Below are 24,892 nucleotides of genomic sequence, written 5' to 3'. Positions count from 1 at the left end.
TATTAATCAAGTCTACCAAGTACATATCAGTTCTACACCTGACGGGAGGAATTTCATTATGCTGCTGGAAGCCATCTATCATCAACCGAAACGAAACTGGGCCTATGCCTATGACCAAAATACAATCCACCTGCGCCTGCGTACCAAAAAGAATGATCTGACCGAGGTACATGCCCTGACCGGGGATAAATATGCGTGGGATGCAACCAAAGCGCTGGTTCCCTTAACAAAGTTCACCTCTGACTCCATGTTCGATTACTTCGAGGGTGAGGTGAAACCTCCCTACCACCGACTGAAGTACTCTTTTCTGCTCAAAAACGGAGACGAACAGATCTGGATGACCGAGACGGACTTCCAGGAAAAAGAACCAGACGATCCGGGTCGTATGTTCCAGTTCCCTTATATTCATGCCGGAGCTGTATTCACACCCCCTGCATGGGTTAAAGATGCAGTGTTCTATCAGATTTTCCCTGAACGATTCGCCAACGGCAACCCGGATATTAGTCCGGAAAAGGTAGAGCCGTGGGGTGGTGAGCCGACACCTTTCAATTTCTTCGGCGGTGACCTTCAGGGCGTGATCGATCATCTGGATTACATCAGCGATCTTGGCATTAATGCGATCTACTTCACCCCCATCTTTGAAGCCACCACCAATCACAAATACGATACAGAAGACTACCTGCGGGTAGACCGGCACTTTGGTGACGCAGATACCGTGAAACGACTGGTCGAGCTGTGCCACGCACGTGGAATTCGCGTACTTCTGGATGCTGTGTTCAACCATTCCGGGAAGACATTTGCGCCGTTTGCGGATGTGCAGAAGAACGGAGAACAATCCAAATATAAGGACTGGTTCCATGTACACGAATTCCCACTGGACGTGAAGGACGGCATTCCTACGTATGAGACCTTCGGATTCGAAGCGCACATGCCAAAGCTGAATACGGAGAATTCCGAGGTTAAGGCTTATCTGCTGGAGGTTGCCGAGTACTGGATTAAGGAAGTGGGCGCGGACGGATGGCGGCTGGATGTGGCAGACGAAGTGGACGATGCATTCTGGCGTGATTTCCGCCGTGTAGTCAAAGCCGCTAATCCGGATGCCTACATTCTGGGCGAAGTATGGAACGAGTCTTCCTCCTGGCTGCAAGGCGACCAGTTCGATGCGTCCATGAACTATCCGTTTACCGATGCCGTGAATGCATTCTTTGTGAAAAATACGATGCACGCCGAACAGTTCGCAAACTCCATCGGGCGACAGTTATCCCGTTATCCGCTTCAGGCCAGCGAAGTGGCGTTTAACTTGCTCGACAGCCACGATACTCCGCGGCTGCTCACGCTGTGTGAAGGCGACCAGCGCAAGATGAAGCTGGCTGCGTTATTCCAGTTCAGTTATATGGGCGCGCCGTGCATCTATTACGGAGACGAGATTGGCATGGACGGCGAACACGATCCGGGCTGCCGTAAATGCATGGAATGGGATGAAGCGAAGCAAGACCGAGAGCTGTTCGACTTTTATCAGAAACTGATCTCCCTGCGTCATGCGCATCCTGCCCTGCGTGCAGAAGGCACCGTTCGTTTCCTGCAGGCTCGTCCCGATGGCAGCCAACTGGTATTTGAGCGACAAAATGAAGAGGAACGCATTCTGGTTCTGTTCAATCGATCAGAAGAGACGGCTATTGTCGAGCTGGAGGCCGGTGACGAGGAATGGACCGAGTTATTCGGCGGAAACCATCGTACCGCCAAGGAAGATGGCGTACTCGCCATTGAATTGCCCGCGTATGGATATGCCGTACTGAGTACGGCTGTGAGCCAGAACTAGAGTCATAATACACATTCATCTGAAGTCAAATATAAGTATCCTAACTTCGCTTCATCTGGTAGCATAAAACAAGCGTCCTGCATAACCCGGATTCGGGTTCGCGGACGCTTGTTTTTGTATTTTTGTATTCGCCGTTATACATCATAATGTCACTGATTTATATATCGGTGGTCCCGGTTCAGCTTAAACCTGAGTACCCTTGTCCACTTGAGCATTGTCCGCCCCACTTGTAGTTGTGTCAGAATCCGCTGGCTTCGACTCCGGCTCAGGCTCGGCACGCTTTGCCTTTGGTTTAGCCAGCTTTTGCATCATTTTGCGGCCTGTTGGTGTCTGGGCCAGTCCACCTTGGGCTGTCTCCCGATGTCGGCTCGGCATTGCACTGCCTACTTCCAGCATGACATCGATGACTTCGTCTGAAGGAATGGCACTACGCACTCCGGCCAGGGCCATATCAGCCGCAGCCAGCGCCGTAACTGCACCCAGTCCATTACGGACGATGCATGGGATTTCAACAAGGCCTGCGACCGGATCGCAGATAAGGCCCAGTGTATTTTTTAACGCCAAACCAACGGCATGAACAACCTGTTCCGGTGTACCTCCACGCAGTTCAACCATGGCACCCGCAGCCATGCCGATAGCGGAACCCACTTCCGCCTGACAGCCACCTTCGGCGCCGGAGATAAATGAATTGTTGGCGATAACATAACCAATCGCTCCCGCACAGAACAACCCGTTCACCAAATGTTCGTCCGTCCAGCCAAACCGCTCCTGTGAGCTAATAAACACACCCGGGATAATGCCGCAGGAACCGGCTGTTGGTGTTGCCACGATCCGACCCATGGAGGCATTCACTTCAGATACACACAGGGCATACGCCATGGCAAGTGCGGAAGCATCTCCTGAACAAGTCTCACCTTTGCGAATGTACTCGGCCATTTTTTTCCCGTCTCCACCTGTTAATCCACTGCGTGATGTCGTATCTTCCGTTAACCCTTTGCGTACCGCTTTCTTCATCACCTGATAATATTCACACATCTGTTTCACAACATCCGCTTCCGGTGTATTGGTCTCCTGAACTTGCTCCTCGATCATCAGCTGAGCAATGGTTTTGGATTCTGCTGTACAGATCGTATTCAGTTCGTGCAAATGTTTAAACCGCATCCGAATCAACTCCTCTCTTCAAATCAATGACACGAATGTCCAATACATGGTCCAGCTCCCTTAGACGCTTGAGCATATCAGGATTAGGCACGCCATCCATTTCCATCGCGGTAAGTGCTTCGCCATCACGGGCTTTCCGGTCCACCTGCATATACCCGATGTTAACCCCGGATGAACTGATCGTGGACGTTACCGATGCAAGCACCCCTGCTTTGTCCGCATGTCGCAGAACGAGTGTTGGAAACTCACCACTAATCTGAACACGAAAATCATTCATCGAATGCACGGATACGCTCCCACCACCAATGGATGCACCGATTAAGGAGCAGGCACGTTCTCCATGCCACAACTCAATTTTGACCGTATTTGGATGAGGAGCAGGTAGGCCACTTGTATAAAACTCAACCTCCATGCCCGCTTCCTCTGCGTATTGCTCTGCATCCGGGATACGCGGATCATCTGTGACATAATCCAGCAGACCACCGATCAGTGCCAAATCTGTTCCGTGCCCCTGATACGTATCTGCAAATGAACCGTACAGGGTCAGCCGGGCACGATCTGGCGTACATCCTAGCCACTGCCGAGCAATTCTTCCTAACCTTGCCGCACCAGCTGTATGTGAACTTGAAGGCCCCGTCATCGATGGACCAATAATTGAGAAAACATCTTTAAATCGCACTTGTAACCCTCCATTATTAATCATGATTCATATTTGTAAAATGTATTCGTCATTTCGATCCAGGAGTTTCATCCACAATGTCCCTTATTTAGATATGATGACATCAAAAAAGGACAGAAGAAGGCCTTAGGCCCTCTCTCTGTCCTCGATACCTGAGAGTTTCACGATCAGCAGTGTCTCACGACAAGGGTGCACTGCCTGCGATTACAGACAAGTTCACCGGGCTGACTGATCATATACCCCTTGGGTGGCGCAGTTCGCGCACTCTCCAGAGTTGCGTCCAACGATGGTACATTTACCTGAGAGATTAACCACTGCGCCGGGTGCGCAGCAGCTTGCTCCTTCGGTGCCTGAACACTAGCCATATTGCTCGGCTAACCCAGGTCTCTCCCGCTCGTTATCATCCGCTGTATTATTTTAATTCGATTCGAATTGGTACATTTCTAAGTTTTTGATCGTGTATACCCATAGAGTAATGTACAATATCATATATGTCAACAAAAGTAACGTGTAATTATCATAAGTTCGATGTCTATTTTAACTGAAACGAATAGCATTAATATTTCTCACTTCCGCTGAGGCACTCGTGACGTTGCTAGTTGTCGTAAATTGGATACTTATCGTGTATGCATTAGTCGTTGTAGCCGGGGATGTATCCACGTAAGTGTTGGAGGAAAGAAACCTCAACGTTCCCGAAGCATTACCGCTTCGTGAGAGCTGCAATTGATTAATTAAAACTCCATTACGTCTCAGATTAATGTTATACGCAATACTCCAGTTAGCCCCTACAACTATTGCTATTTGTGTACTATTATCGATTTTCACGCGTTGACCTGCCACTACAGGTACATTAAGTGTCTGAATCGTCGTTTCAGCTACTAATGAAAGACCCAACGCCGTGGTCTGGCTATCAGCAAACAAGGAAGAATCCGCAGGGGCAGAAGCTGCTGTCGATCCAGTAGCTCCTGTTGCACCTGTAACCCCTGTGACTCCGGTCGTCCCCGTTACGCCTGTCGCACCTGTAATACCAGTGACTCCGGTCGTCCCTGTTACTCCCGTTGCGCCTGTATCTCCAGTGACTCCTGTTGCTCCCGTCAATCCGGTTGCACCTGTAACACCAGTATCTCCAGTCGCCCCTGTTACGCCTGTTGCACCTGTAGCCCCAGTAACTCCGGTCGTTCCTGTAAGTCCTGTCGCGCCCGTATCTCCAGTAACTCCGGTCGTCCCCGTTACGCCTGTCACTCCCGTATCTCCAGTAACTCCGGTCGTCCCCGTTACGCCTGTTGCGCCTGTAACACCAGTGACTCCGGTCGTCCCCGTTACGCCTGTCGCTCCCGTATCTCCAGTAACTCCTGTCGTCCCCGTTACGCCTGTCTCTCCCGTATCTCCAGTAACTCCGGTCGCACCCGTTACGCCTGTCTCTCCCGTATCTCCAGTAACTCCGGTCGCACCCGTTACGCCTGTCGCACCTGTAGCCCCAGTCGTTCCTGTTATTCCCGTACTACCGGTGACACCTGTGGCTCCAGTAGACCCTGTCTCCCCTGTGCTCCCGGTGACTCCAGTCGTTCCTGTTATTCCTGTACTCCCAGTAATACCCGTCACTCCCGTAAGCCCTGTCTCTCCTGTGGTCCCCGTACTTCCAGTAGCGCCCGTGACTCCTGTCACTCCGGTAGATCCTGTCTCCCCCGTGGTCCCAGTGACACCGGTCTCTCCCGTCGATCCCGTAGTTCCTCCAGGAGGACCAGTAACTCCTGTCAGTCCTGTAACACCTGTAGCCCCTGTAGGACCAGTTGTTCCCGCAACCCCTGCTGTCCCTGTAGCTCCAGTCGCACCCGTTACCCCGACTAGACCGAGGTCCGCTCCTAACAATTCCTCAGACACCAAACGATGTGCCGTTACCAGTTGACCGTTCTGGTTTTTCCCCCATACGGAAATCTGAACTTCATCCTCCGCATCATCACCTGTGGTAAATATAAACTCAAATGCATCCAAATCTGCATAATAGTCTTTTGTTATAACCTGGTTAGGCAAAACATTAAACAATTCCTCAACGTATAGTGTGCGAACACCATTCAAATAATAGCCTTGAACCAGAACGGTAGAGAAACTAGTGAGACTCCGATTGTCTAATTTCACTGTAATTCTCTGTGTAGGACGCTCGCCGCTTCCCACCACTATATTATTTTCAATTGGCCCTGTTGATAAAACAGCCATCCTGCGATGCCCCCTTCTCCTGCCTCCATCACCAAATCAAGATTGTCTCCTATAAATATGCATATTGAACTGTAAACGTGAAGTTGCCCTCTTGCCTTTTTGGAATGGACTGAACGGAGATCGAATAGATATCCACCACACCAAAAGGAGAATATACAAAAAAAGCTGCCGCTTCGTTTCTGCGGCAACCTTATTATTATTCTTTAGCTCATCTAGACGGATTGGTAAGGGTCAGTTCTTCCGCCCAAGCTTGCAGCTTTGCCTTTGTCCATCCTTCGTTTTCACCCATGATGGAGTACCGCAAGCCATTCTCACTCCATGATATGTTCCGAATGCTCTTCATATATGAACCCTCGGTGTTACGAACCTTAATCTCGGCTTCATCCGGTATTAGTGTATCGTCCACATTTTCTTCCGGCATCTTGAATACCGTCAGGCTGACTTCTACCTTGTCGTTACTTACATAATACAAGGTTACTTCATCTCTGCTCAGCTCACCGCGCGATGTAGACATTTCGATCCGTGATAGTTCGAATTCTCCACTCATGTCCTGTAGGAACGGCTGTTCCAACGCTTTTTCCGCTTCCTCTAGGGTCACTTCGGAATTCTGCATCATATCGTCCAAGTCCTTCACATCGACCTCCTTAGGGATGTCAATTACGAAAGTATCCTTTGTGAATTCAGGGTCATACTGAATCGGATCATAGACCATTTCTGATTTTCCATCCCCATACGCGCTGTTTACTTTGACAATCATCCACGTTTTGGGATCTACCCAATACTCTGAAGATATGGAGAATGCGCCTTCTTCTTTTGGTGTCAATTCAATATGAATGACGTCCTGTCCATAAAGTTTCTCCTGTCCCATCATATTCACATCATGCGTAGTACGTAACCGCTCTAGTTGATCGAGCAATATTTGCTTCTGGGTTTGATTAGGTTGTTGTGACACGGATGATGCATCCATGGAATATGCTGCCCCTGTTTCTTTTTCATATATGATGATCTTCTTTCCATCATTAACTGCGTAACTGACATTGCCATTCTCTGATGTTTCCGTGCGCTTTCGTCCGGTTTCACCATCTACCCATTCCTTAATTTGCATCGTGTTAGTCAGCTTGTCATCCGCCCATATCTTCATCACTCCTTCCGCATAATACGAGGCGGGTTCTGTTTCTGCTGAGACAACCTTCTCAATCATCTCATCTCCTGACATAGCCAGCATATCCTTCTCCGCGCAACCTCCAAGCAGGGCGCCTGCCAACACAGCAGTACCCAGCATCATCCATCCTTTTTTCATCATCTTATCCACCCTCTCTGCGTTTACATTCTCCATGTTCAGGCAATCGGCATGCTGCCAGCGTTCCATATCCTTCGTATGACCACATGCGCATATCCCCTCCGTGCTTTATTGCAACCCGTTTGGCTATACTCAATCCCAATCCCGAACCACCTGCATACGTCTTCTCATCCTGATTCTGGTGTTGAACATAGGGTTCGAAGATACGAATGAGCTGTTCTTCAGGAATAGCAGGACCTTCGTTTTGTACTAAGATCAATGTTGCTCCCGCCCTGTAGTTATCCAATTCAGCTCTAAGCGAAGGAATAATCCATTCAGGAAGCTCCCAATCTGAAGCAATAACCCCTAGTCCCATTACACCGTTCGTCCTTGTGTGGCGTAGTGCATTATTTATCAGATTATCTGTCAGGCGCATCAGTTGTTCGGGATGAACTCGGTACAGTTGATCTGTGCGGACATCCATCTTCACGTCAATCTGACCACGCTCGGCAAGTCCCTCATAGCTCCCAAGCAGCATATCAAAAAACTCTTCACCTTCCACCTTAACCATGGCCATCTCCGATTCACTGGAACCCAACGCCGTATACATCTCAAGTTCACTAATCATCTGTTTCATCCGCTCCACATTTCCGAGCAGCACATCCTGATATTCCTGCCTTTCAAGGCGTTTCAGTTGACGATCACCGTTAAGTACTTCCGTATAGGCACTAATGGACATCAACGGTGTTTTCAGATCATGGGATAACGAGGCGATCATGAGCTCTTTTTCTTTTTGCTCCCTCTCCACATCGGCCTGAGTATGTCTGATCTTGTCTTGCATTGCATCGAACTGTTGGAGCAAGATGCCCATTTCATCATGACGAACAGGTACCACATCCGTAGCAGCCTCTCCCCGTGCAAAAGCATCCATTCGTTCTATGAGATATTTCATCGGCCGAAAGAGCTTTCGGGATAGCAACCACAGCACTGTTCCGTATAACAGGATAAAGAAAGTAGCAGCGAGACCCATGACCCAGGTAGTCCGCAAGGATATGCCTTCCAGCCAATCTCCACGCAGCATGACGATTTCGTAAATGCCGACCAACTCACCCTTTTCCCATACAGGTTTCTTCAACGAGAATGTACGATGACGAATCTGTAAGTTGTACAAATTACGATACAGCTCCGCCCCCCCAACGGTGTAAGCTCCAGCAGACCATGTACTCCCCTCTGATGTGTACACCCGAATCCCTGTTGGTAAATACAGAGCAAAGTTCACCCGACCATTCTCCAATTCGGAGAGTGCAGCGAAAGCATCAGGCGAGTGCAGCTGGTACAGTCCCGGGTCAGATAAAGCCAGTTCAATAGGAGCCAATTGTCCGGACAACTCTACATATTCCGTTACGGCACGCTGATCATTGTAATAGTTATACAGGGAGTACAGCGCCCACCCAGCAGCGACAGGCAGCAGCATTACAATGAGGAAGGCAAGCATTAACCAGTACTTCAACTTCATTCCTCAGGCTCCCCCATGAACCGGTAACCACTGCCCCACACCGTCTGAATCCAGCGTGGATGATGGGGCTCGTCACCAAGCTTGGCCCGAAGGCTCTTCACATGAACTGTGACTGTACTCGAGTTCCCCGCCTCTGGCTGACTCCAGACATGTTCATACAGTTCCGCCTTGGTAAACACCCGGCCCGGATGAGAAGCAAGCAGTATGAGCAAAGCCCATTCCTTGTTGGTTAGTGCCACATGTTCTCCATGAACCTGTGCGCGCTGATTCAAATAATCAATCGATAACCCATCGTTATACTGTCTATCTGTCGAATCCGGCTCTACGCCCTGATATCTGCGGTACCTATTCAGATGAGATTTAATGCGAGCTGTAAGTTCCGTTAGACTGAAGGGCTTCGTAATATAATCGTCAGCTCCCAGCCCAAGCCCCCTGACTTTGCTCTCTTCCTCGATTCGAGCACTCATCATGAGCAGCGGAACATCGCTGATCAGTCTAATGTTTTTGCATACCGTGAACCCATCCATTTCCGGCAGCATCAGATCCAACAAGACTAATTGATAGGTTCCCTCCCTAAAGTCTTCCCAGCTCTCCAAACCGCTTGATGCCCAAGTTACCCCATAACCCTCATGACGTAGATGATCTCTCAAAATACGGGCAATCTCCGGATCATCCTCCACCAGCAATATATTCTCGCTGTCTCTCATCGCTGCTTCATCCTCCCATGACTATATTGTAGCTAAGAAAAGTTGACTCTCCTCAGAGTTTATACTTTCTTCATAAATGTCCATTACGATCGTTATCTAATGCATGCAAAAAGAGCACCCCGATTGTTCAGGACGCTCAGGTAATATTCACAATCTTAATCCTAAGTTATAGCTCCTAGAAAAGGAAACACCTCATAACTCATAGAAGATGCTCTCGTTCTGTACATAGGGTCGGCAATACTTGCTGCACAGCTTTGGCATGCGATCTTTCATCCATTCGTGCCTCGACTCATTCGCCATCTGAAAGGCATAATAACCCAGTGTAAAGATCAACATGAATCCTTCCATTATCCGGATATCACGATCCGTCAGTGGTGCGATCTGTTGGGTATAACCGGATAATAATATGTCACGTTCCTCCCGATTGAACATAAGTGCTGCCCCTCCGGCATCAAAAAGATAATATCCATAACCGTGTAGACAGAAATCAATCATGGAAATCCCCTGCTCCGTTATCAGCAGATTGTTGCGAGTAATATCCCCATGAATGATCCCCCATGTCCCTGCGTGCTGCGGGTATGTTTCTAACTGCTCATTAATGTTCTCAAACGTCTCACGAAGCAGATCGAAGTCTTCCGTTGTAAAAATCCCCAGTCGGACGCCTTCTTCTAGCTGCCCGAGCATGACCAAGTTCTCATGGCTATTGCCATATGCCGGCCGCACCTTTGTTCGATCTGTCTGATTCTGCTCACGCCCATATTGATGAAGCATCTGCAGCTGTGCCCCCAGATCATAGATCTGCTCTGTTGTCAGGCGTTCTCCCTGCTGGATGTCCCTTCCCTCAATCCACTCCAGTACTGTACAGCAGATTTCTTTACCTGCCTCACTTGTCCATACCGTGACCCATTCACCCGATACATTCCGTACCGGATGCTGCACGCGCAATGCTGTCGTTGCGTTTAACTCATGAAGCAGGTTCATCTCTGCCTCCAGCGCAGGAAGCGTATGCTGAATGCCGGTCATACTTGCATATGCGGCTTGATGGATACGTAGCAGATACTTCTGCCCGCTTGCTTCATCAACGACATGATATGTCAGATTCTCATTATGACGAATATATGAAACGACAGGTTTCTCAATAGTGTAGTTCTGTATAATCTGAGCTGCCATATGGTCGTAAGACATCTGATCCGTAGTGATTATCAACATCTCCTTCGAAGTCATGTAAACGTTCTCCACACTAAATATCGTAGCATAATGTTTATCCCGCATACAGAAAATCCCACTAAAATTATAAATTAAAAAAGCACAATCCCCGAACAACCGTCCAGGCATTGTGCTTTCTTTTGTCTCTATTATTTCTTAATCTCTTTGTCTATTACTCTATGTTACACTCCATGATCCAATTAACCGAAACGACCCATAATGTATTCTTGCGTCAGACGATTGTCCGGGTTCGTGAAAATATGCTCTGTATCCCCGTGCTCAATCATGCTTCCCAGATAGAAATAAGCTGTATAATCCGAGATGCGTGCCGCCTGCTGCATGTTATGGGTAACAATAACAATACGCAGCTCCTTCTTGAGCTCGGTAATCAACTCTTCAACTTTACCCGTAGATACCGGGTCAAGTGCAGATGCCGGCTCATCGAGCAGCAGAATCTGTGGTTCAACAGACAAAGCGCGAGCGATACATAGGCGCTGCTGTTGTCCGCCAGAGAGAGACAGAGCTGACTCATGCAGTCTGTCTTTCACTTCGTCCCAGAGCGCAGCACGGCGCAAGCTTTTTTCCACAATTTCATCCAGTGCCTTCTTACTCTTCGTACCACGGTAGCGGGGGCCAAACGCGATATTGTTGTAGATGGACTTATGAAAAGGATTTGGCTTCTGCCACACCATGCCAATCTTCTGGCGAAGCTTGATTACATCGGTTCCAGGCTCATTCAGATCGTTACCGTCCATCCAGATATGTCCCTCTGTACGGGAACCGGCAATCTCGTCGTTCATCCGATTCAGCGACCGGAGGAACGTGGATTTACCGCAACCAGACGGCCCAATAAGAGCCGTTACGCTTGCTTCAGGAAACGTCAGGCTAATCTGCTTGACCGCCTGGAAATGTCCATAATATATGCTTAACTGTTCCGTACCAAAAGGTATGGCCATGTTGGTTCCTCCTTATTTCGAAGCTGTCATGCGGCGGAATACAACCCGACCGATCCAGCGTGCACTTAGATTGAACGCCAGCACGAGAATGACAAGCACGGCCGATGCCCCTGCTGCCACTTCTTTGGAATCTGGCCCAATACCTTCACTATTCACTTTCCAGATATGGACAGCAAGTGTCTCTGCCGGACGGAAAGGATTAAGCGGTGATCTTGGACTCGTCGGATTCCAATCTGTAAAGTCCAATGGTGGACTACTCATACCTGCGGTGAACATCAGCGCTGCTGCTTCACCGAAGATCCGGCCGGAAGCCAGGATCGTACCCGTAATCAAACTCGGCAATGCCACAGGTAGCAGAATCGAAGTGATAATCTTCCACTTGGACAGTCCAAGCGCCAGACCTGCTTCTTTCTGTTCCTTCGGAACGGCACGGAAGGCCTGCTCCGTAGTACGCACCATCAGTGGCAAGTTAAAGATCGCCAGAGCCAAGGCACCCGAGATCAGGGAGAAACCAAGACCAAATTGATTTACTAGCAGCAAGAGACCAAACAAACCGATAACGATGGATGGGAATGATGACAATACTTCAACGACCAGACGAATGAAGCTGGTAATCTTGCCTGGTTTGGCGTATTCCGCCATGTAAATCCCGCCGCCCCATCCAAGTGGAATGGTAACAAGCAGGGTCAGAACAAGCAAGAATACGGAGTTGAAGAGCTGTGGACCAATCCCGCCGCCACCCTTAAGCAACTGTGGTGCACTTGTAAGGAAGTTCCAGCTAATATGTCCAATGCCTCTATACATGATGAAGCCAAGCAGACCGAGCAATAGAATAACAATGAACAGGGCTAGTACAACGATAACGGATGTTGCAATTTTATCTACCGTCTTTGCCTTCATTTTCATACCCGGTTTCTCCTTTCAAGCAGGCGAACCAGAATGACGAAGACAAATGTCATCACCAACAGGACAAGCGCCATACTCCACAGTGCATTGTTATGAACAGAACCCATCGTGGTGTTACCCATGCTGAGTGTAATTACACTTGTTAATGTTGAAGCTGATTCGAGCAAGGATGTTGGAACATGCGGTGCATTACCAATAACCATCTGCACAGCAAGTGCCTCACCAAAAGCACGGGCCATACCCAAAACGACACCTGTCAACAAAGCTGGCAAAGTTGTTGGGATAATGACACGGTAGATGGTTTGCCAGCGAGTGGCACCAAGTGCGTAGGAGGATTCACGCAATCCTTTTGGCAATGCGGACAATGCATCTGCCATAATACTTGTCACCGTAGGAAGAATCATTACCGCGAGAACAAGACATCCGGCTGCAATCCCGACGCCTGTTCCACCAAAGATACTGCGAAGCAAAGGTACGATGACACTCAGACCGATAAATCCGTACACAACGGATGGAATTCCGGACAAGAGCTCAATCGCAGGCTGCAAGATCTTTTTGCCTTTACCCGGGACAATCTCTGTCATGAAGAGCGCTGCACACAGGCCAAGCGGACTTGCGATCAATGCTGCAAGCAAGGTTGTAATGAAAGAACCTGTGATGAACGGTAATGCCCCGTAGAACGCAGGTTCTCCGGTCGGATTCCACGTTTTTCCACCAAGGAATTCGCTGATGCTTATTCCATTTTGGAAAAATGTGGATAGTCCCTTAGATGCTACAAAATAAACAATGGAAAACATGACAACGATCAGGAAAACGACACAAATCGACGTATAGATCCGTCCCGTCCACTCTTCCCAATAATGTTTCTCTTTTAAGGGCCGGCGCGGTTTCAACTTGTTATTCATTACCGTTCCCCCTTCGGTCTGTTCCATAACAACCATCCTTCTATAGTAGAATTAATGCAAAATATGGGATTATTTTAGAGCAAACCGCGTAAAGAGGCGGGACCTAAGTCCGCCTCTTTCGCTGTATGCGCAAGTTCAAAGATTACTCAACCACATTACCTGCTGCATCGCGTTTTACTTTCATACCTGACATTGGAATGTATCCCAGTTCTGTCACGTCATTTTGTTGAATTTCGTCACTCAAGATGTAGTCCAGGAATGCTTGTGTTGCTGCATCTGGCTTACCTTTTGTGTACATGTGCTCGTAAGCCCACACTGGATAAGTTCCTGCTTCTACGTTCTCAACTGTTGCTTCTACACCTTCGTATTTCAACACTTGCAAGCTGTCATCCAAGTAAGACAAGGCGAGGTAACCAATAGCACCTGGCGTTTCAGATACCAATTTTTTTACGTTACCAGAAGAATCTTCTTGAATCGAACCTTGGATATCACCCATTTTTGCACCCAATGCATACTTCTCAAAAGTTGCACGAGTACCGGAACTGCTCGGACGGTTTACAATAACGATTGCTTTATCCGCGCCGCCAACGTCTTTCCAGTTTGTTACTTTACCGGAGAAGATGTCGACCAGTTGTTGCTTCGTCAAATCTTCTACACCTGCATCTTTGTTGCTAACTGGCGCCATAGCTACTACTGCTACTTGATGGTCAACCAGTTCTTTTACTTTGGCTTCGTCCTCCAGTTTCTCTTCTGCAAATACATCAGAGTTACCGATTGTAGCTTGTCCGTCAGATACTTGTGTCAAACCAGTACCACTACCGCCACCTTGAACTTGAACCGTTACGTTCTTATATTCATCAACTGCCATAAATTTCTGTCCAGCTTGTTCTACCAGAGGTAGCAATGCTGTCGATCCGACTGCCAGAATGTTACCGCTAAGCTCAGTAGCAGCTTCTCCTGATCCATTGCTTGCGGCACCCTCTGTACCAGCGTCATTTTTCGATCCGCATGCTGCGAGAACCAGTACGAACGTTAAGGTCATCAAAATAAACGGCAACTTTTTAAACATGTTTTGTTTTCCTCCCCCAATGTAGTGATGGCGTTTTGTGAATTTGTTTGTTCACCATCAACTCTTTATTCATTGTAGTTTCGGTATGTCATCTTAAAATCAGTGTTTTGTAAACGCAATGTTAAAAATATCGGCAGCATTTTGAAATATCTGGGATTTAATCTGGCGCTGAAGAGGTCGTTTCGGGAACGGACGTTGTTTTAATCCGTATTGTGTCCAGATTTCCATGAAAAAAATTTACTGATAGATATATTAAGTAAGCTGATACCCTGAGTGGCCGTTCCGGTTACGGATCGTTCTTCTGATCGCGGTTTCCCTTCGCTGTGTCAGCGCTCGTTGGATCTCAGGCATTTCAATCTCCTGCCTGGGAAGTATGCAAAGAAGGCCAGCCCTATAAAAGGCTGGCCTTGTGTAAATACTTAATGTAGATATTGAATCAATCCGTTATATAGAACAAACAAAAACTGCCTCACAGTCAGTGCATGGCACCAGCTGGTTAGAGAATTTATGCAGATTTCATAGTTGTTAAGGCTTTTTTATCTGACGGGTCGCTTGAATTACTCTTTGGTTGATATACAGGTTTCTTTAACAATCCAATCATACAAGCTGTAATGATAGAACCAACTAAAATACAGACAATATACAGTAATGGATTACTTGCCGCAATGGGAATAACAAAGATCCCACCGTGAGGAGCTTGTAACGAAATACCTAGAGCCATGCACATTCCTCCACCAATCGCTGCACCTACAATATTGGATGGAATAACTCGCAAGGGATCATTTGCGGCAAAAGGAATCGCGGCTTCTGTAATAAACGACGCACCCATAATATAAGCGGCTTTACCTGCATTACGTTCTTCGATTGAAAATTTATTCTTGAATAATGTTGTAGCTAATGCAATACCCAGTGGCGGAACCATACCTCCAACCATCAGAGCAGCAGAAGGTTCAAAGATTTGATTGGCGAACATCGCCAGTCCAAATGCAGATGCTGTTTTGTTAATCGGCCCTCCCATATCAGATGCCATCATTCCTGCCAGAAGTGCTCCTAATAAAATAGCATTAGAACCTGTTAAACCATTTAGCCAACCTTGTAACGACTCATTGATCCAAGCCATCGGACTGTTGATGACAAAGTACATAATCAAGGCCGTTATAAATGAACCTGCTAATGGCAAGATCAGCACAGGTGACAGGCTTTGCAGTGAGTCGGGAATGCCTTTGACTAATTTTTTCAGAGCTAGGACCGTATAACCGGCGATAAATCCAGCCAGCATACCTCCCAAAAATCCTGAACCTCCGATAGTGGCCAGCATCCCACCAATCATACCAGGTGCCAATCCTGGACGGTCAGCAATACTATACGCAATATACCCTGCTAATACAGGAACCATCAATGCAAAAGCAGCACTACCCCCTGCTGTACTTAAAAAAGCGGCGAAAGCATTATAGTCCGGGCTATTTGGGTCAGCCGCATGAATACCAAACATAAACGAAAGCGCAATCAATATACCGCCTGCCACTACAAAAGGAATCATAAAGGATACACCATTCATAATATGGCTGTATATTTTAGGCTGCTTTAAGCGTGTTTTTTCTTTTGCTTCTTTAAGAGTACTGTTGCCTTGATTCAAAACGACACCTTTTCCAGCAATCGCATCTTCAATTAACTCTTGTGCATGATGAACTCCATTTTTGACAGAGGTTTTGATCACTGGACGATCGCCAAAAACATCCATATCGACTTTGACATCTGCCGCCACAATAATACCATCAGCTTCAGCAATATCTTCAGGAGTCAATTGATTTCCAACACCTGTTGATCCATTGGTTTGCACTTTAATGTGTACACCGAGTTCCTTGGCCGCATTTTTCAATGCTTCCGCGGCCATAAACGTATGGGCAATTCCTGTAGGACAGCCTGTAACTCCAACCACTTTTTTGCCAGCATACTTTTTAGGACTATGAAGCGCCTGCGCATCTTGCTCTTCTGCCTGTTCAAATAAACGGACAATCTCTTCTTGATCTCGAGCAAGGATAAGTTTTGCTCTAAATAGTTCATCCATCAAAAAGGTCGAAATTTTGGATAATGTTTGCAAATGTTCTGATGAAGAGCTTTGATCGACTGCAATCATAAAAAATAAATTACATGATTCGGTACTATATTCAATACCGCTTAATGATCTGCCCATAATAATGGCAGGGGACTGTACTCCAGTAGACTTGGCATGTGGAATGGCTATTCCGAATCCCACTTCTGTAGGAACCTGTTCTTCACGTGCCCAGATATCTTTTTTAAATTGCTCAATATCGCTTAAATAGCCGTTATCGTTCAACTTTTGCGACAATTCATCTATTAATTCGGCTTTGGTCGTAGCGGTGACATCTAATATGATATTTTCTGGTTTTAAGACATTAGAAATCTTCATGATGGATCTCTCCTCTTAAATTTCTCCCAGTTTATAAAGGGATGCTTTACCCGTAGAACCGAACAGATCCATTTTTTTCTTCACCAGTTCTGTTGCCGCTTTGGTCGCCTCAGGCATCAGCTGATCCGGTTCATATGCATTCGGATTCGCATCGAGTGTCGCTCTTAATTGGTTGTAGAATGCTCGCTTCATATCGGTTGATAAATTGATCTTCGCTATCCCATGCTTTACTGCTTCTCTAATCTCTTCATCAGGATTATCTGATCCACCATGCAGCACTAACGGAATTTTTACTTTTTCATGAATTTGTTTCAAACGATCGATTTTGATCGAATGATCTTTGGATTGAGGATAAATACCATGTGAAGTACCTACAGCGACAGCAAGTGTATCGATACCTGTTTGTTCTACAAAAATCGCCGCTTCTTCTGGATTCGTATACAAAATCTCGTCAGCCCCACCTTCCGAGCTGCCTTCATTACTCCCAATCGTGCCTAGTTCACCTTCTACAGATACATCGACCAGATGAGCCAGTTCAACCGCTTCCTTGGTTGCCGCAATATTCTCCTCAAAAGGTAAATGAGATGCATCCATCATGACTGATGTATACCCATTGCGAATCGAACGCGTAATATCTTTGATCGTCGCTCCATGATCCAGATGAATAACAAACGGTACTTTGGACTTGGATGCCGCTTCTCGCACATAGGCTATAAACCCATCAGTGACTAGATCAATTTCATTCGGGTGAATCTGCATAATTGCAGGCGAATTCTGCTCCTCTGCGGCTGTAATGACCACTTTGACGAACTCGCTATTGGCTACATTAAATGATCCGACTGCAAATTTATTTTCATACGCTACTTTAAGTAAATCTTTCATATTAATTAACATTTGAATTCCTCCTAGATTTATTTGGAAGACCAGACTTCCAAAAATTCATCGTAATTGGTGATATGGAGTAGTTTTTCTGTCATATTGGTCTGTTTAAACACATCGTAAATTTCTTCGAAAAATTTGGTGTTATTCACCTTCTGATTTTTCGGCGGAATAAACAGAAAAATGATCTGCGCCATCTGATCACCCCATAGCATTTTCTGCTTATTAATCGCTACCAGTACACGTAGTTTTTTGTTATCTCCACAATCAAATGGATGGGGCATCGCGACCAAATTCCCAATGTTGGTACTCGACATTTTTTCTCTTTCCACAATACTGGTATATAAATGCTGAATATCGCCTAGTTCTGTAAGTTTTTTTAACAAATCAATTGGATTGTCTTCTTTTAGGAAAAAAACATCATCTGGTGATAAATAATATTTGAGTAGTCCACGATTTAACTGAATCGAAATATTCTTCATATCATCACTTGTAATCATTTCACTTACCAGAATGATATTTTGTACATTTAACTGCTGTTGTTCCGCAATCTCGCTCGTTGTGATAATCGTTTCAATTCCTTCGGGAAGAAGATGTATTTCATGATTAGCTAATAGACTATCGATTCTAATATTCGGAAAATAGAGATTAATCTTACGCTCCAATAGCTTGCCGACTAATAGATTTTTGCCATAAATAATTGCAATCCGTTTTCTGTTATCTTGAGAGTTCTCAATAATGCCCATAATGTGTAACGTCAAGTAACCGATTTCATTTTCGGGTATTTTGATATTTAAGCAAAATTGCAATTCTTTTGCCAATACAACTGCGACATTATAAGCATTGGTATATTCTGATTTTATTTGAGCAATAAAAGGATTTTCGACAGGGAAATAATACTTTAATGGGTATAATGATTTGGTAATATGAGCTAATAATCGATCAAGTAACTCTTGGTTTTTGTAGCTGATGAATCCATATTGCTCTCCAACTTTTTGGATCACTGATTTGATTTTTTGTTCCATTTCATTCACGTGTTCATGCCCGATTTCTTCATTCTTTTTAGGTAAGATCTGCAATGCGATCAGCAGGTAACCTAAATACTGATACTCATATTCATCAAAAGGGATATCCATTTCTTGAGCCAGACGGATCAGAATAGATTGGGCTATTTTTAATTCTTCAAAGCTTGTATGATCCAACCTCATATCCTGTTCAGTTATTTTTTGTGCAAGACTTACTCGTTTAAGACTGATCAAAACATTCACACAGATCGAGAATAATTCTTGAAAACTTAGCAATAAATTATACTTGGCAACCTCTTCTTCAATACAAGTGTAGATAAAATGAATATAAGATTCGTTGAACCAATCGCCAAAATAGTATTGCAGCGCTTCGTCTATCGGCATGTGTTTGAGACAATCGGTAGTGACTAGTTTTTTGAGCAAAATCCGTTTCTCAACTTCGCTTCCTTTAAGCCGGATACCTTGGAAAATAATCGCTTCAATTTCGATGTTCTGCTTTTCTGCTTGAATCGTTTGCACTAATTTTTGCACTTCTTTACGGATCGTTTGAGTCGAAAAATAAAGCGTTCTAGCCAGATCCTCATACGTAATAAAATCAGTCTGCGATAACAGTGCTTTGATAATATGAAATGCTCTTTCTTCGTCATCATCTTCATTTTTATACAGGCTGGATAAATCCCCGACTAACTTGTATCCTTTGCGAGTATTGCCAATAATCATTGCTTTATCTAAATAATTTCCATTCATTTCTTTGATGTCATTACGGATCGTTCTAGTCGTTACATCAAATAGATTAGCTAATTCGCTTCCACTCACAAAATCATGCTCAGATTGTTTTAAATGCTCTAATAGCTTAATGTAACGTTTTCTCATTTGGCTTTCCTCCTTACACACATACTAATGCAAGCGCTTTATATCCACCAAGCCTATACTCTTTCCTAATAGTTAGGAAGTGATCGTGTATTCGTTTATGATACCCACTTTTTTTAAATTCTAAGTTAGTATTCTATTTAAGAACCGTTTGGGAAGGAAAACAGAACAAACAAAAAAACCAACCTTCTAAAAAGGTTGGTTTGTGTGTATAGTACCACTACATCCAAGACAATAAGCGCGATCCTTACAACACTACCTATCCAGACACTTAACGGTTTGTTCTGGTTCCAAATGTAATTACGATTGTACTAACCTATAATCCATAGCCATAGCGCCAATCCGGCTAACGTGATCAATAGTGTCGGGATCGTTAGGATGATGCCTGCTTTGAAATAATAACCCCATGTAATCTTTACACCCTTGCGTGACAACACATGCAGCCACAGCAATGTGGCAAGTGATCCAATCGGGGTCATTTTGGGACCCAGGTCGGAACCAATGACATTGGCATAGATCAATGCTTCCTGAATGATACCTTCGGTATGTGCGCCCTGGATGGCTAGCAGGTTAATCAACACGGTCGGCAGGTTGTTCATCACCGATGATAATACAGCAGCGATGATGCCCATCCCAAGCGAAGCAGCCAGCAGACCATGCTCTGCTATGGCATCCAGCCAGCGGCTCAGATGATCCGTTAACCCTGCATTACGCAGTCCATATACGACGATATACATACCCACCGAGAACACCACAATCGACCATGGCGCTTCCTTGATTACCCGTTTCAGATCAACAGCCTCGCTCTTGCGTGCCAATAAAGCGAACAGCAACGCAACGGAGCCAACGATAACCGACACGGGAATCGGCAGAAACTCACTGGATGCATAGGCAACCAATAACAGCCCAAGCATGAACCAGGCGATTCGGAACATCCGTGGATCACGTATCGCTTCCTTCGGGTCACGTGCCGCGGAGATGTCGTAGCGAAGGGGTATGCTTTTGCGATAAAACAAAAACAACATCCCCGTACTCGCTACGATTGAGAACAGATTGGGCACAACCATGCGCACCGCATACTCCACAAATGTAATGCCAAAGAAATCGGCCGACACAATGTTAACCAGATTGCTGACGACCAGCGGTAACGACGTGGTATCCGCGATAAACCCACTCGCCATCACAAAAGCCAACACCATGCGCTCATCAAACTTCAATGCACGCACCATGGCCAGCACAATTGGCGTCAGAATGAGCGCGGCACCGTCATTCGCGAACAAGGCAGACACCGCGGCTCCCAGCAGAATGGAGTAGAAGAACAGTCTGCGACCGTCTCCTCCAGCCAGCCTTGCCATATGAAGGGCAGCCCATTCGAAGAAACCCGTCTCGTCGAGAATGAGAGAAATCATAATAATGCCAACAAAGGCTAGCGTTGCATTCCATACAATGGATGCTACATCCGAGGCATCGTTTAAGCTAACAACTCCACATAACAGAGCAAGCAATGCTCCACCCGAGGCAGTCCAACCGATACCCAATCCACGAGGTTGCCAGATCACCAAGGTGATCGTTACTACAAAAATCAGTATTGCTACGTATACCATAGAGCCTCCTGCTGTACCCTGTATCAATATATTATTTATATGCGCGGAATGACCAGACGATATATTTATACAGGGCAACAGGAATATTGTCTATCTTTATTTTCTTTTAATATAAAATGTGTGGTAAGTTATGGTGTTCAATGCCAGGAATTATTCTTTACCCTTATCCTTCGGTGTATCCTCCACCATCTTGAACATGCCAAGCAATCCTTGTAATTGTTCTGCCATGCTATTCAGGTGTGCCGAGGATGATGCAATCTCTTCTACCGATGCCAGTTGTTCTTGCGAAGATGCAGACACGGATTCTGTATTCGCAGCCGATTCCTGGGTCACATTCGAAATATCACTCATCGCCTTGGCAACGTGGGATGCACCGCTCTCCAGTTGCTTCGTTGTTGCGGACAAGTCATCCAATGTATGAACAGCATCTTCCACCGCCTCCCGAATCTGAGCAAAGGATTGTCCTGACGTATTCACGGCCTGAATTCCTTCTCCTACCCGAGTCTGAGCCGCATTCATAGCGATTAGAGCGGCATCCATGTCCTGACGGATATTATGAACCACCTCACCGATCTGCGCTGCCGAACTTCCGGATTCCTCTGCCAGTTTGCGTACCTCACCGGCTACAACTGCAAACCCACGCCCCGCATCCCCCGCTCTTGCCGCTTCAATAGAAGCATTTAATGCGAGCAAGTTCGTTTGTTTGGAGATGGATGCAATGACATCAACCATGCTACCAATCTCAACGGAACGTGCATTCAGAGATTGAACCACCGTCCCAAGCTGCTCCACCGTTTCCTGGATACTGTTCATCTGCTCCACAGCCTGTCCTGCTGCCTCATTCCCAGACGAAGCCGCTCCGGACGTATGCCGCATATTCGCCGTAATCGACTGTACACGCTCCGACATCATTCGAACATCTTCTGCCATTCGGCTCATCTGTCCCGATCCGTCTTTCACGCTGTTTACCTGCTGCTCTGCACCTTCAGCCAGTTCCTGAATGGCCAGTGTTGAATGTTCAATCGCTTTGGTAGTTTGTTCTGCACTGGCAGACAACTCTTGAGAAGAAGCAGATACCTGCTCTGTCGTTTCCTGTACGCCCAGAATCATCATCCGCAGGTTATCGACCATACGTTCAAAATACTTCGCCAGTTCTCCGACTTCATCTTTACGCCCTGTTTCCATTTTCACGGTCAAGTCACCTTTACTCACAGCTCTGGCAGATTCCTGCAGTCGTTTAATTGGACGCAGCATGGAGCGTGTAAACCATATAATAAAGAGGAGTGTAAGGAACGTAGCCGCCAGAATAACAATAAATGTTGCCATGCGAATATCCTTACTTGCATTAGTTACTTCACTCTTGAGCATCGTGCCGGCAATTTTCCAGCCTGTTGCTTCATTTGTTGAAAAAATCATCATCTTCGGCTGATCGTTGAACACGTAATCGAATTGACCTTCTGGACCTTCATACATCTCATCCAGCAAGCCACTCGTTTCCGGCGTACCTGCATCTGCTACAGGGGATACAACATAGTTTTTGTTTGCATCCATAATAATGACGTAGCCTTCTTTACCCACCTTAATGGATGCCTGCTCTTGCAGGTCTGTCAGGTCCAGAGATAACCCGATGACACCGGATTGATCCTTTAATGTTTTGGAGATAAACACAACGGCAACACCATCGGTATTAACAGACACCACTGATACAACAGCTGTACCTGGTTTTTCCATCGCTAGTTTGTACCACTCCCGCTCCCTAGGATCATAAGCATCTCCCCGTGTGCTACTCGCTGTTGGTTTACCTCGAACCATAACTCCGTCTGTTGTTCCTACAAAAATGTTCATGGCATCGGGATGCAAGCCCAGATATTGCTCCAGCTTCAACTGAAGCTCGGGACTATCGTTCTCCCCTTTGATCAGGCTCGGATCAAGAGCATCCGCGAAATAGTTAATGTCATGAATCTTGTAATTCACTTGGCTTTCTACAATGGTATTGGCAGTGCTCACACTTTGCATGGCACTATCCACTAATTGTCCTTGTACGCCATCTTCAGCCATCGTTAGTGTGATTAAGCCGACTGCCAAGCTTGGCAGGAGTAGAACGGCCAGGAAGGAGACCAATAGTTTGTTCCTTATATTCCAGACGAAACCTTTCTTTTTCTTCTTTTTATTTTGACTATGTTTTGGTTTGGCAGGTTTCGCTGCTTTCATTGGTTTATTATCCTGAGTTTCACTCATGTCTTTCTCCCCCTCAAAATGTAAAAATGCCCTCTTTCTTTGTATGTATGGATCAATCTAAAGGCTTATCTTATATATCGGCTAAATGAGGGTATTTATTTGAGAGAAAAATGTGCAGGCACGCCAAACAAGCCACCTCTGATCAGAAGCGACTTGTACAAGGTACAGGTTACTAATTATTCCATGAAATAGATGAAGTATTAGAGTACGGACCGCCTGGGGGTTGTGCCGAGGGTTTACCAAAATAGTAGCCCTGTGCAAGCTCAATACCTATGGAACGACAGAATTCAAACTCTTCCATCCGTTCGATCCCCTCGGCAAGGACTTGCCCTCCAAATCGACTCGACATCTCAACAATATGAAGAATTTGCTGTTGTTTGGTCGAATCCTGATCACAACGGTCAATGAGACTTCGATCTATTTTGACAAAATCCGGTTCTAACCGATTCATCAACTCTATTGTCGAATATCCGGCACCCACATCATCCAGTGCAACCGACATTCCACGGGAACGATATACCTCAAATATTTGCTGCAAGATGGGCATATGCTGAATCTGCTCTGTTTCCACGACTTCAAACACAAAATCTTTAGGGTCAAGCGCGAGACGTTCAATCGCTTCAAACGTATGTGTCAGACAATATTCGGGATTGTATATGGAGGAAGGCAGGAAATTTACGAAGCGTTTGACACCATGCGGCAAAAAAAGGGCACTGGTCTCAATAGCAGTAATACGCGCCGTACGATCTAGAAAAGAGTGTAGTCCGGTCTCGCGCGCAACTTCAAATAATTCATAGGAACTGAAGGATTTTCCATTCTCAGCAGGACGAAGCAAAAACTCATATCCGATAATCTGCTCCGATGCATCAACGATGGGTTGCATATGACTGCTGAATTGATGCTCCAGAATAATGGAAACAAGCTCCGCATGTTTGAAACGGGACTCCTGCATGGTTAGACTAATCCAGCTTTCTTCATTAACCTGTTCGTAAATAGGCATTATCTGCACGGTTAGGGAATCACGTAATGTCGGATCAATTTCGCCGATCTCTTTTATTAAATTCTGAACCGTCTCAAGATTCGAAAAATCCATCCACATCATGTCATCCGACGTCTCGATAAGTCTTCCCGGCGTTTGTAGCGCTTCCAGCAAAGCGGGGGAAATGGGACGCAAGTACAAGGTACCTTGGCCCTCTATAGCATAGATTGGACTGCAGCCACTGCAATTCATGTAGGACCCCCCTTGCCAATTTAGATTCCATGTCCATTAATGTTCACTTGTATATACCCAAAGTTTGTAAATATTATATCATGGGTCTTAAAATTAATCTCTACTGTTTTGATGACTTCCTGTATGACGGTTCTTGGAACAAATATATTCAAATTTGCAGAAAAAAAGACCGACAGTCTGATGACTGTCGGTCTCCT

18 protein-coding genes and 2 riboswitches are annotated in these 24,892 nt (G+C 46.0%); of the genes, 1 reads left to right on the top strand and 17 read right to left on the bottom strand.

Annotated elements, in window-relative coordinates:
• Positions 1-58 precede the first annotated feature (58 nt).
• A complete protein-coding gene (locus tag MHH92_RS02495) occupies positions 59-1,819 on the top strand; it encodes an alpha-glycosidase (RefSeq protein WP_340901736.1) in 1,761 nt (586 codons plus the stop codon).
• A 183-nt stretch (positions 1,820-2,002) separates the two neighbouring features.
• Here the strand turns inward: MHH92_RS02495 and sdaAA are convergent, their stop codons facing one another.
• From sdaAA to MHH92_RS02410, 17 genes are all read right to left on the bottom strand, one after another.
• Positions 2,003-2,980, bottom strand: coding sequence for an L-serine ammonia-lyase, iron-sulfur-dependent, subunit alpha (gene sdaAA, locus MHH92_RS02490; protein ID WP_340901735.1), 978 nt, complete (start codon positions 2,978-2,980; stop codon positions 2,003-2,005).
• Positions 2,970-3,659 carry an L-serine ammonia-lyase, iron-sulfur-dependent subunit beta gene (gene sdaAB / locus MHH92_RS02485; RefSeq protein ID WP_074093257.1) on the bottom strand — a complete coding sequence of 230 codons (690 nt, stop codon included), beginning with the start codon at positions 3,657-3,659 and terminating at the stop codon, positions 2,970-2,972. The genes sdaAA and sdaAB overlap by 11 nt, the downstream gene beginning before the upstream one ends.
• A 137-nt stretch (positions 3,660-3,796) precedes the next feature.
• Positions 3,797-3,933, bottom strand: a riboswitch (glycine riboswitch).
• A gap of 4 nt (positions 3,934-3,937) precedes the next feature.
• A riboswitch (glycine riboswitch) is annotated at positions 3,938-4,062 on the bottom strand.
• 134 nt (positions 4,063-4,196) lie between these two features.
• Positions 4,197-5,873 carry a hypothetical protein gene (locus tag MHH92_RS02480; protein WP_340901734.1) on the bottom strand — a complete coding sequence of 559 codons (1,677 nt, stop codon included), beginning with the start codon at positions 5,871-5,873 and terminating at the stop codon, positions 4,197-4,199.
• A gap of 208 nt (positions 5,874-6,081) precedes the next feature.
• The gene (locus MHH92_RS02475; protein WP_340901733.1) at positions 6,082-7,176 is read right to left on the bottom strand and encodes a LolA family protein; all 1,095 of its coding nucleotides are present in this window, start codon (positions 7,174-7,176) and stop codon (positions 6,082-6,084) included.
• Position 7,177: 1 nt separating this feature from the next.
• Positions 7,178-8,668, bottom strand: coding sequence for a sensor histidine kinase (locus MHH92_RS02470; protein ID WP_340901732.1), 1,491 nt, complete (start codon positions 8,666-8,668; stop codon positions 7,178-7,180).
• Positions 8,665-9,375 (bottom strand): response regulator transcription factor, encoded by a 711-nt coding sequence (locus MHH92_RS02465; RefSeq protein ID WP_340901731.1) that lies wholly within the window; start codon positions 9,373-9,375, stop codon positions 8,665-8,667. Before MHH92_RS02465 ends, MHH92_RS02470 begins: the two co-directional genes overlap by 4 nt.
• Positions 9,376-9,567: 192 nt before the next feature.
• A complete protein-coding gene (locus MHH92_RS02460; protein ID WP_340901730.1) occupies positions 9,568-10,599 on the bottom strand; it encodes a phosphotransferase enzyme family protein in 1,032 nt (343 codons plus the stop codon).
• 182 nt (positions 10,600-10,781) lie between these two features.
• Positions 10,782-11,537: a phosphate ABC transporter ATP-binding protein PstB gene (pstB, locus tag MHH92_RS02455; protein ID WP_036616781.1), complete on the bottom strand. Its 756-nt coding sequence runs from the start codon at positions 11,535-11,537 to the stop codon at positions 10,782-10,784.
• Positions 11,538-11,549: 12 nt separating this feature from the next.
• Positions 11,550-12,437, bottom strand: a complete 888-nt coding sequence (gene pstA / locus MHH92_RS02450; RefSeq protein WP_036616846.1) for a phosphate ABC transporter permease PstA — start codon at positions 12,435-12,437, stop codon at positions 11,550-11,552.
• A gap of 2 nt (positions 12,438-12,439) precedes the next feature.
• Positions 12,440-13,375 carry a phosphate ABC transporter permease subunit PstC gene (gene pstC / locus MHH92_RS02445; protein ID WP_017690972.1) on the bottom strand — a complete coding sequence of 312 codons (936 nt, stop codon included), beginning with the start codon at positions 13,373-13,375 and terminating at the stop codon, positions 12,440-12,442.
• A gap of 115 nt (positions 13,376-13,490) precedes the next feature.
• Entirely contained in the window at positions 13,491-14,417 is a 927-nt protein-coding gene (locus tag MHH92_RS02440; RefSeq protein WP_047840352.1) for a phosphate ABC transporter substrate-binding protein PstS family protein, read from the bottom strand.
• Positions 14,418-14,922: 505 nt separating this feature from the next.
• Positions 14,923-16,848: a PTS fructose transporter subunit IIABC gene (locus tag MHH92_RS02435; RefSeq protein ID WP_340901727.1), complete on the bottom strand. Its 1,926-nt coding sequence runs from the start codon at positions 16,846-16,848 to the stop codon at positions 14,923-14,925.
• Positions 16,849-16,863: 15 nt separating this feature from the next.
• Positions 16,864-17,742 (bottom strand): ketose-bisphosphate aldolase, encoded by an 879-nt coding sequence (locus MHH92_RS02430; RefSeq protein ID WP_036673204.1) that lies wholly within the window; start codon positions 17,740-17,742, stop codon positions 16,864-16,866.
• A 17-nt stretch (positions 17,743-17,759) separates the two neighbouring features.
• Entirely contained in the window at positions 17,760-19,625 is a 1,866-nt protein-coding gene (locus MHH92_RS02425; RefSeq protein WP_340901726.1) for a BglG family transcription antiterminator, read from the bottom strand.
• A 308-nt stretch (positions 19,626-19,933) separates the two neighbouring features.
• Positions 19,934-21,226 carry an arsenic transporter gene (locus tag MHH92_RS02420; RefSeq protein WP_076253862.1) on the bottom strand — a complete coding sequence of 431 codons (1,293 nt, stop codon included), beginning with the start codon at positions 21,224-21,226 and terminating at the stop codon, positions 19,934-19,936.
• Positions 21,227-21,376: 150 nt separating this feature from the next.
• Positions 21,377-23,464, bottom strand: coding sequence for a methyl-accepting chemotaxis protein (locus tag MHH92_RS02415; RefSeq protein ID WP_253505298.1), 2,088 nt, complete (start codon positions 23,462-23,464; stop codon positions 21,377-21,379).
• Between the two features lie 172 nt (positions 23,465-23,636).
• Positions 23,637-24,695, bottom strand: a complete 1,059-nt coding sequence (locus tag MHH92_RS02410; protein ID WP_253505294.1) for an EAL domain-containing protein — start codon at positions 24,693-24,695, stop codon at positions 23,637-23,639.
• Positions 24,696-24,892: the final 197 nt, after the last annotated feature.

Origin of the sequence: Paenibacillus sp. FSL M7-1414 (assembly GCF_038003195.1) — a bacterium.
GTDB classification, from domain to species: domain Bacteria; phylum Bacillota; class Bacilli; order Paenibacillales; family Paenibacillaceae; genus Paenibacillus; species Paenibacillus amylolyticus.
The sequence above is the reverse complement of the archived record's forward strand: the minus strand, read 5'-3'. Positions and strand labels throughout refer to the sequence as shown.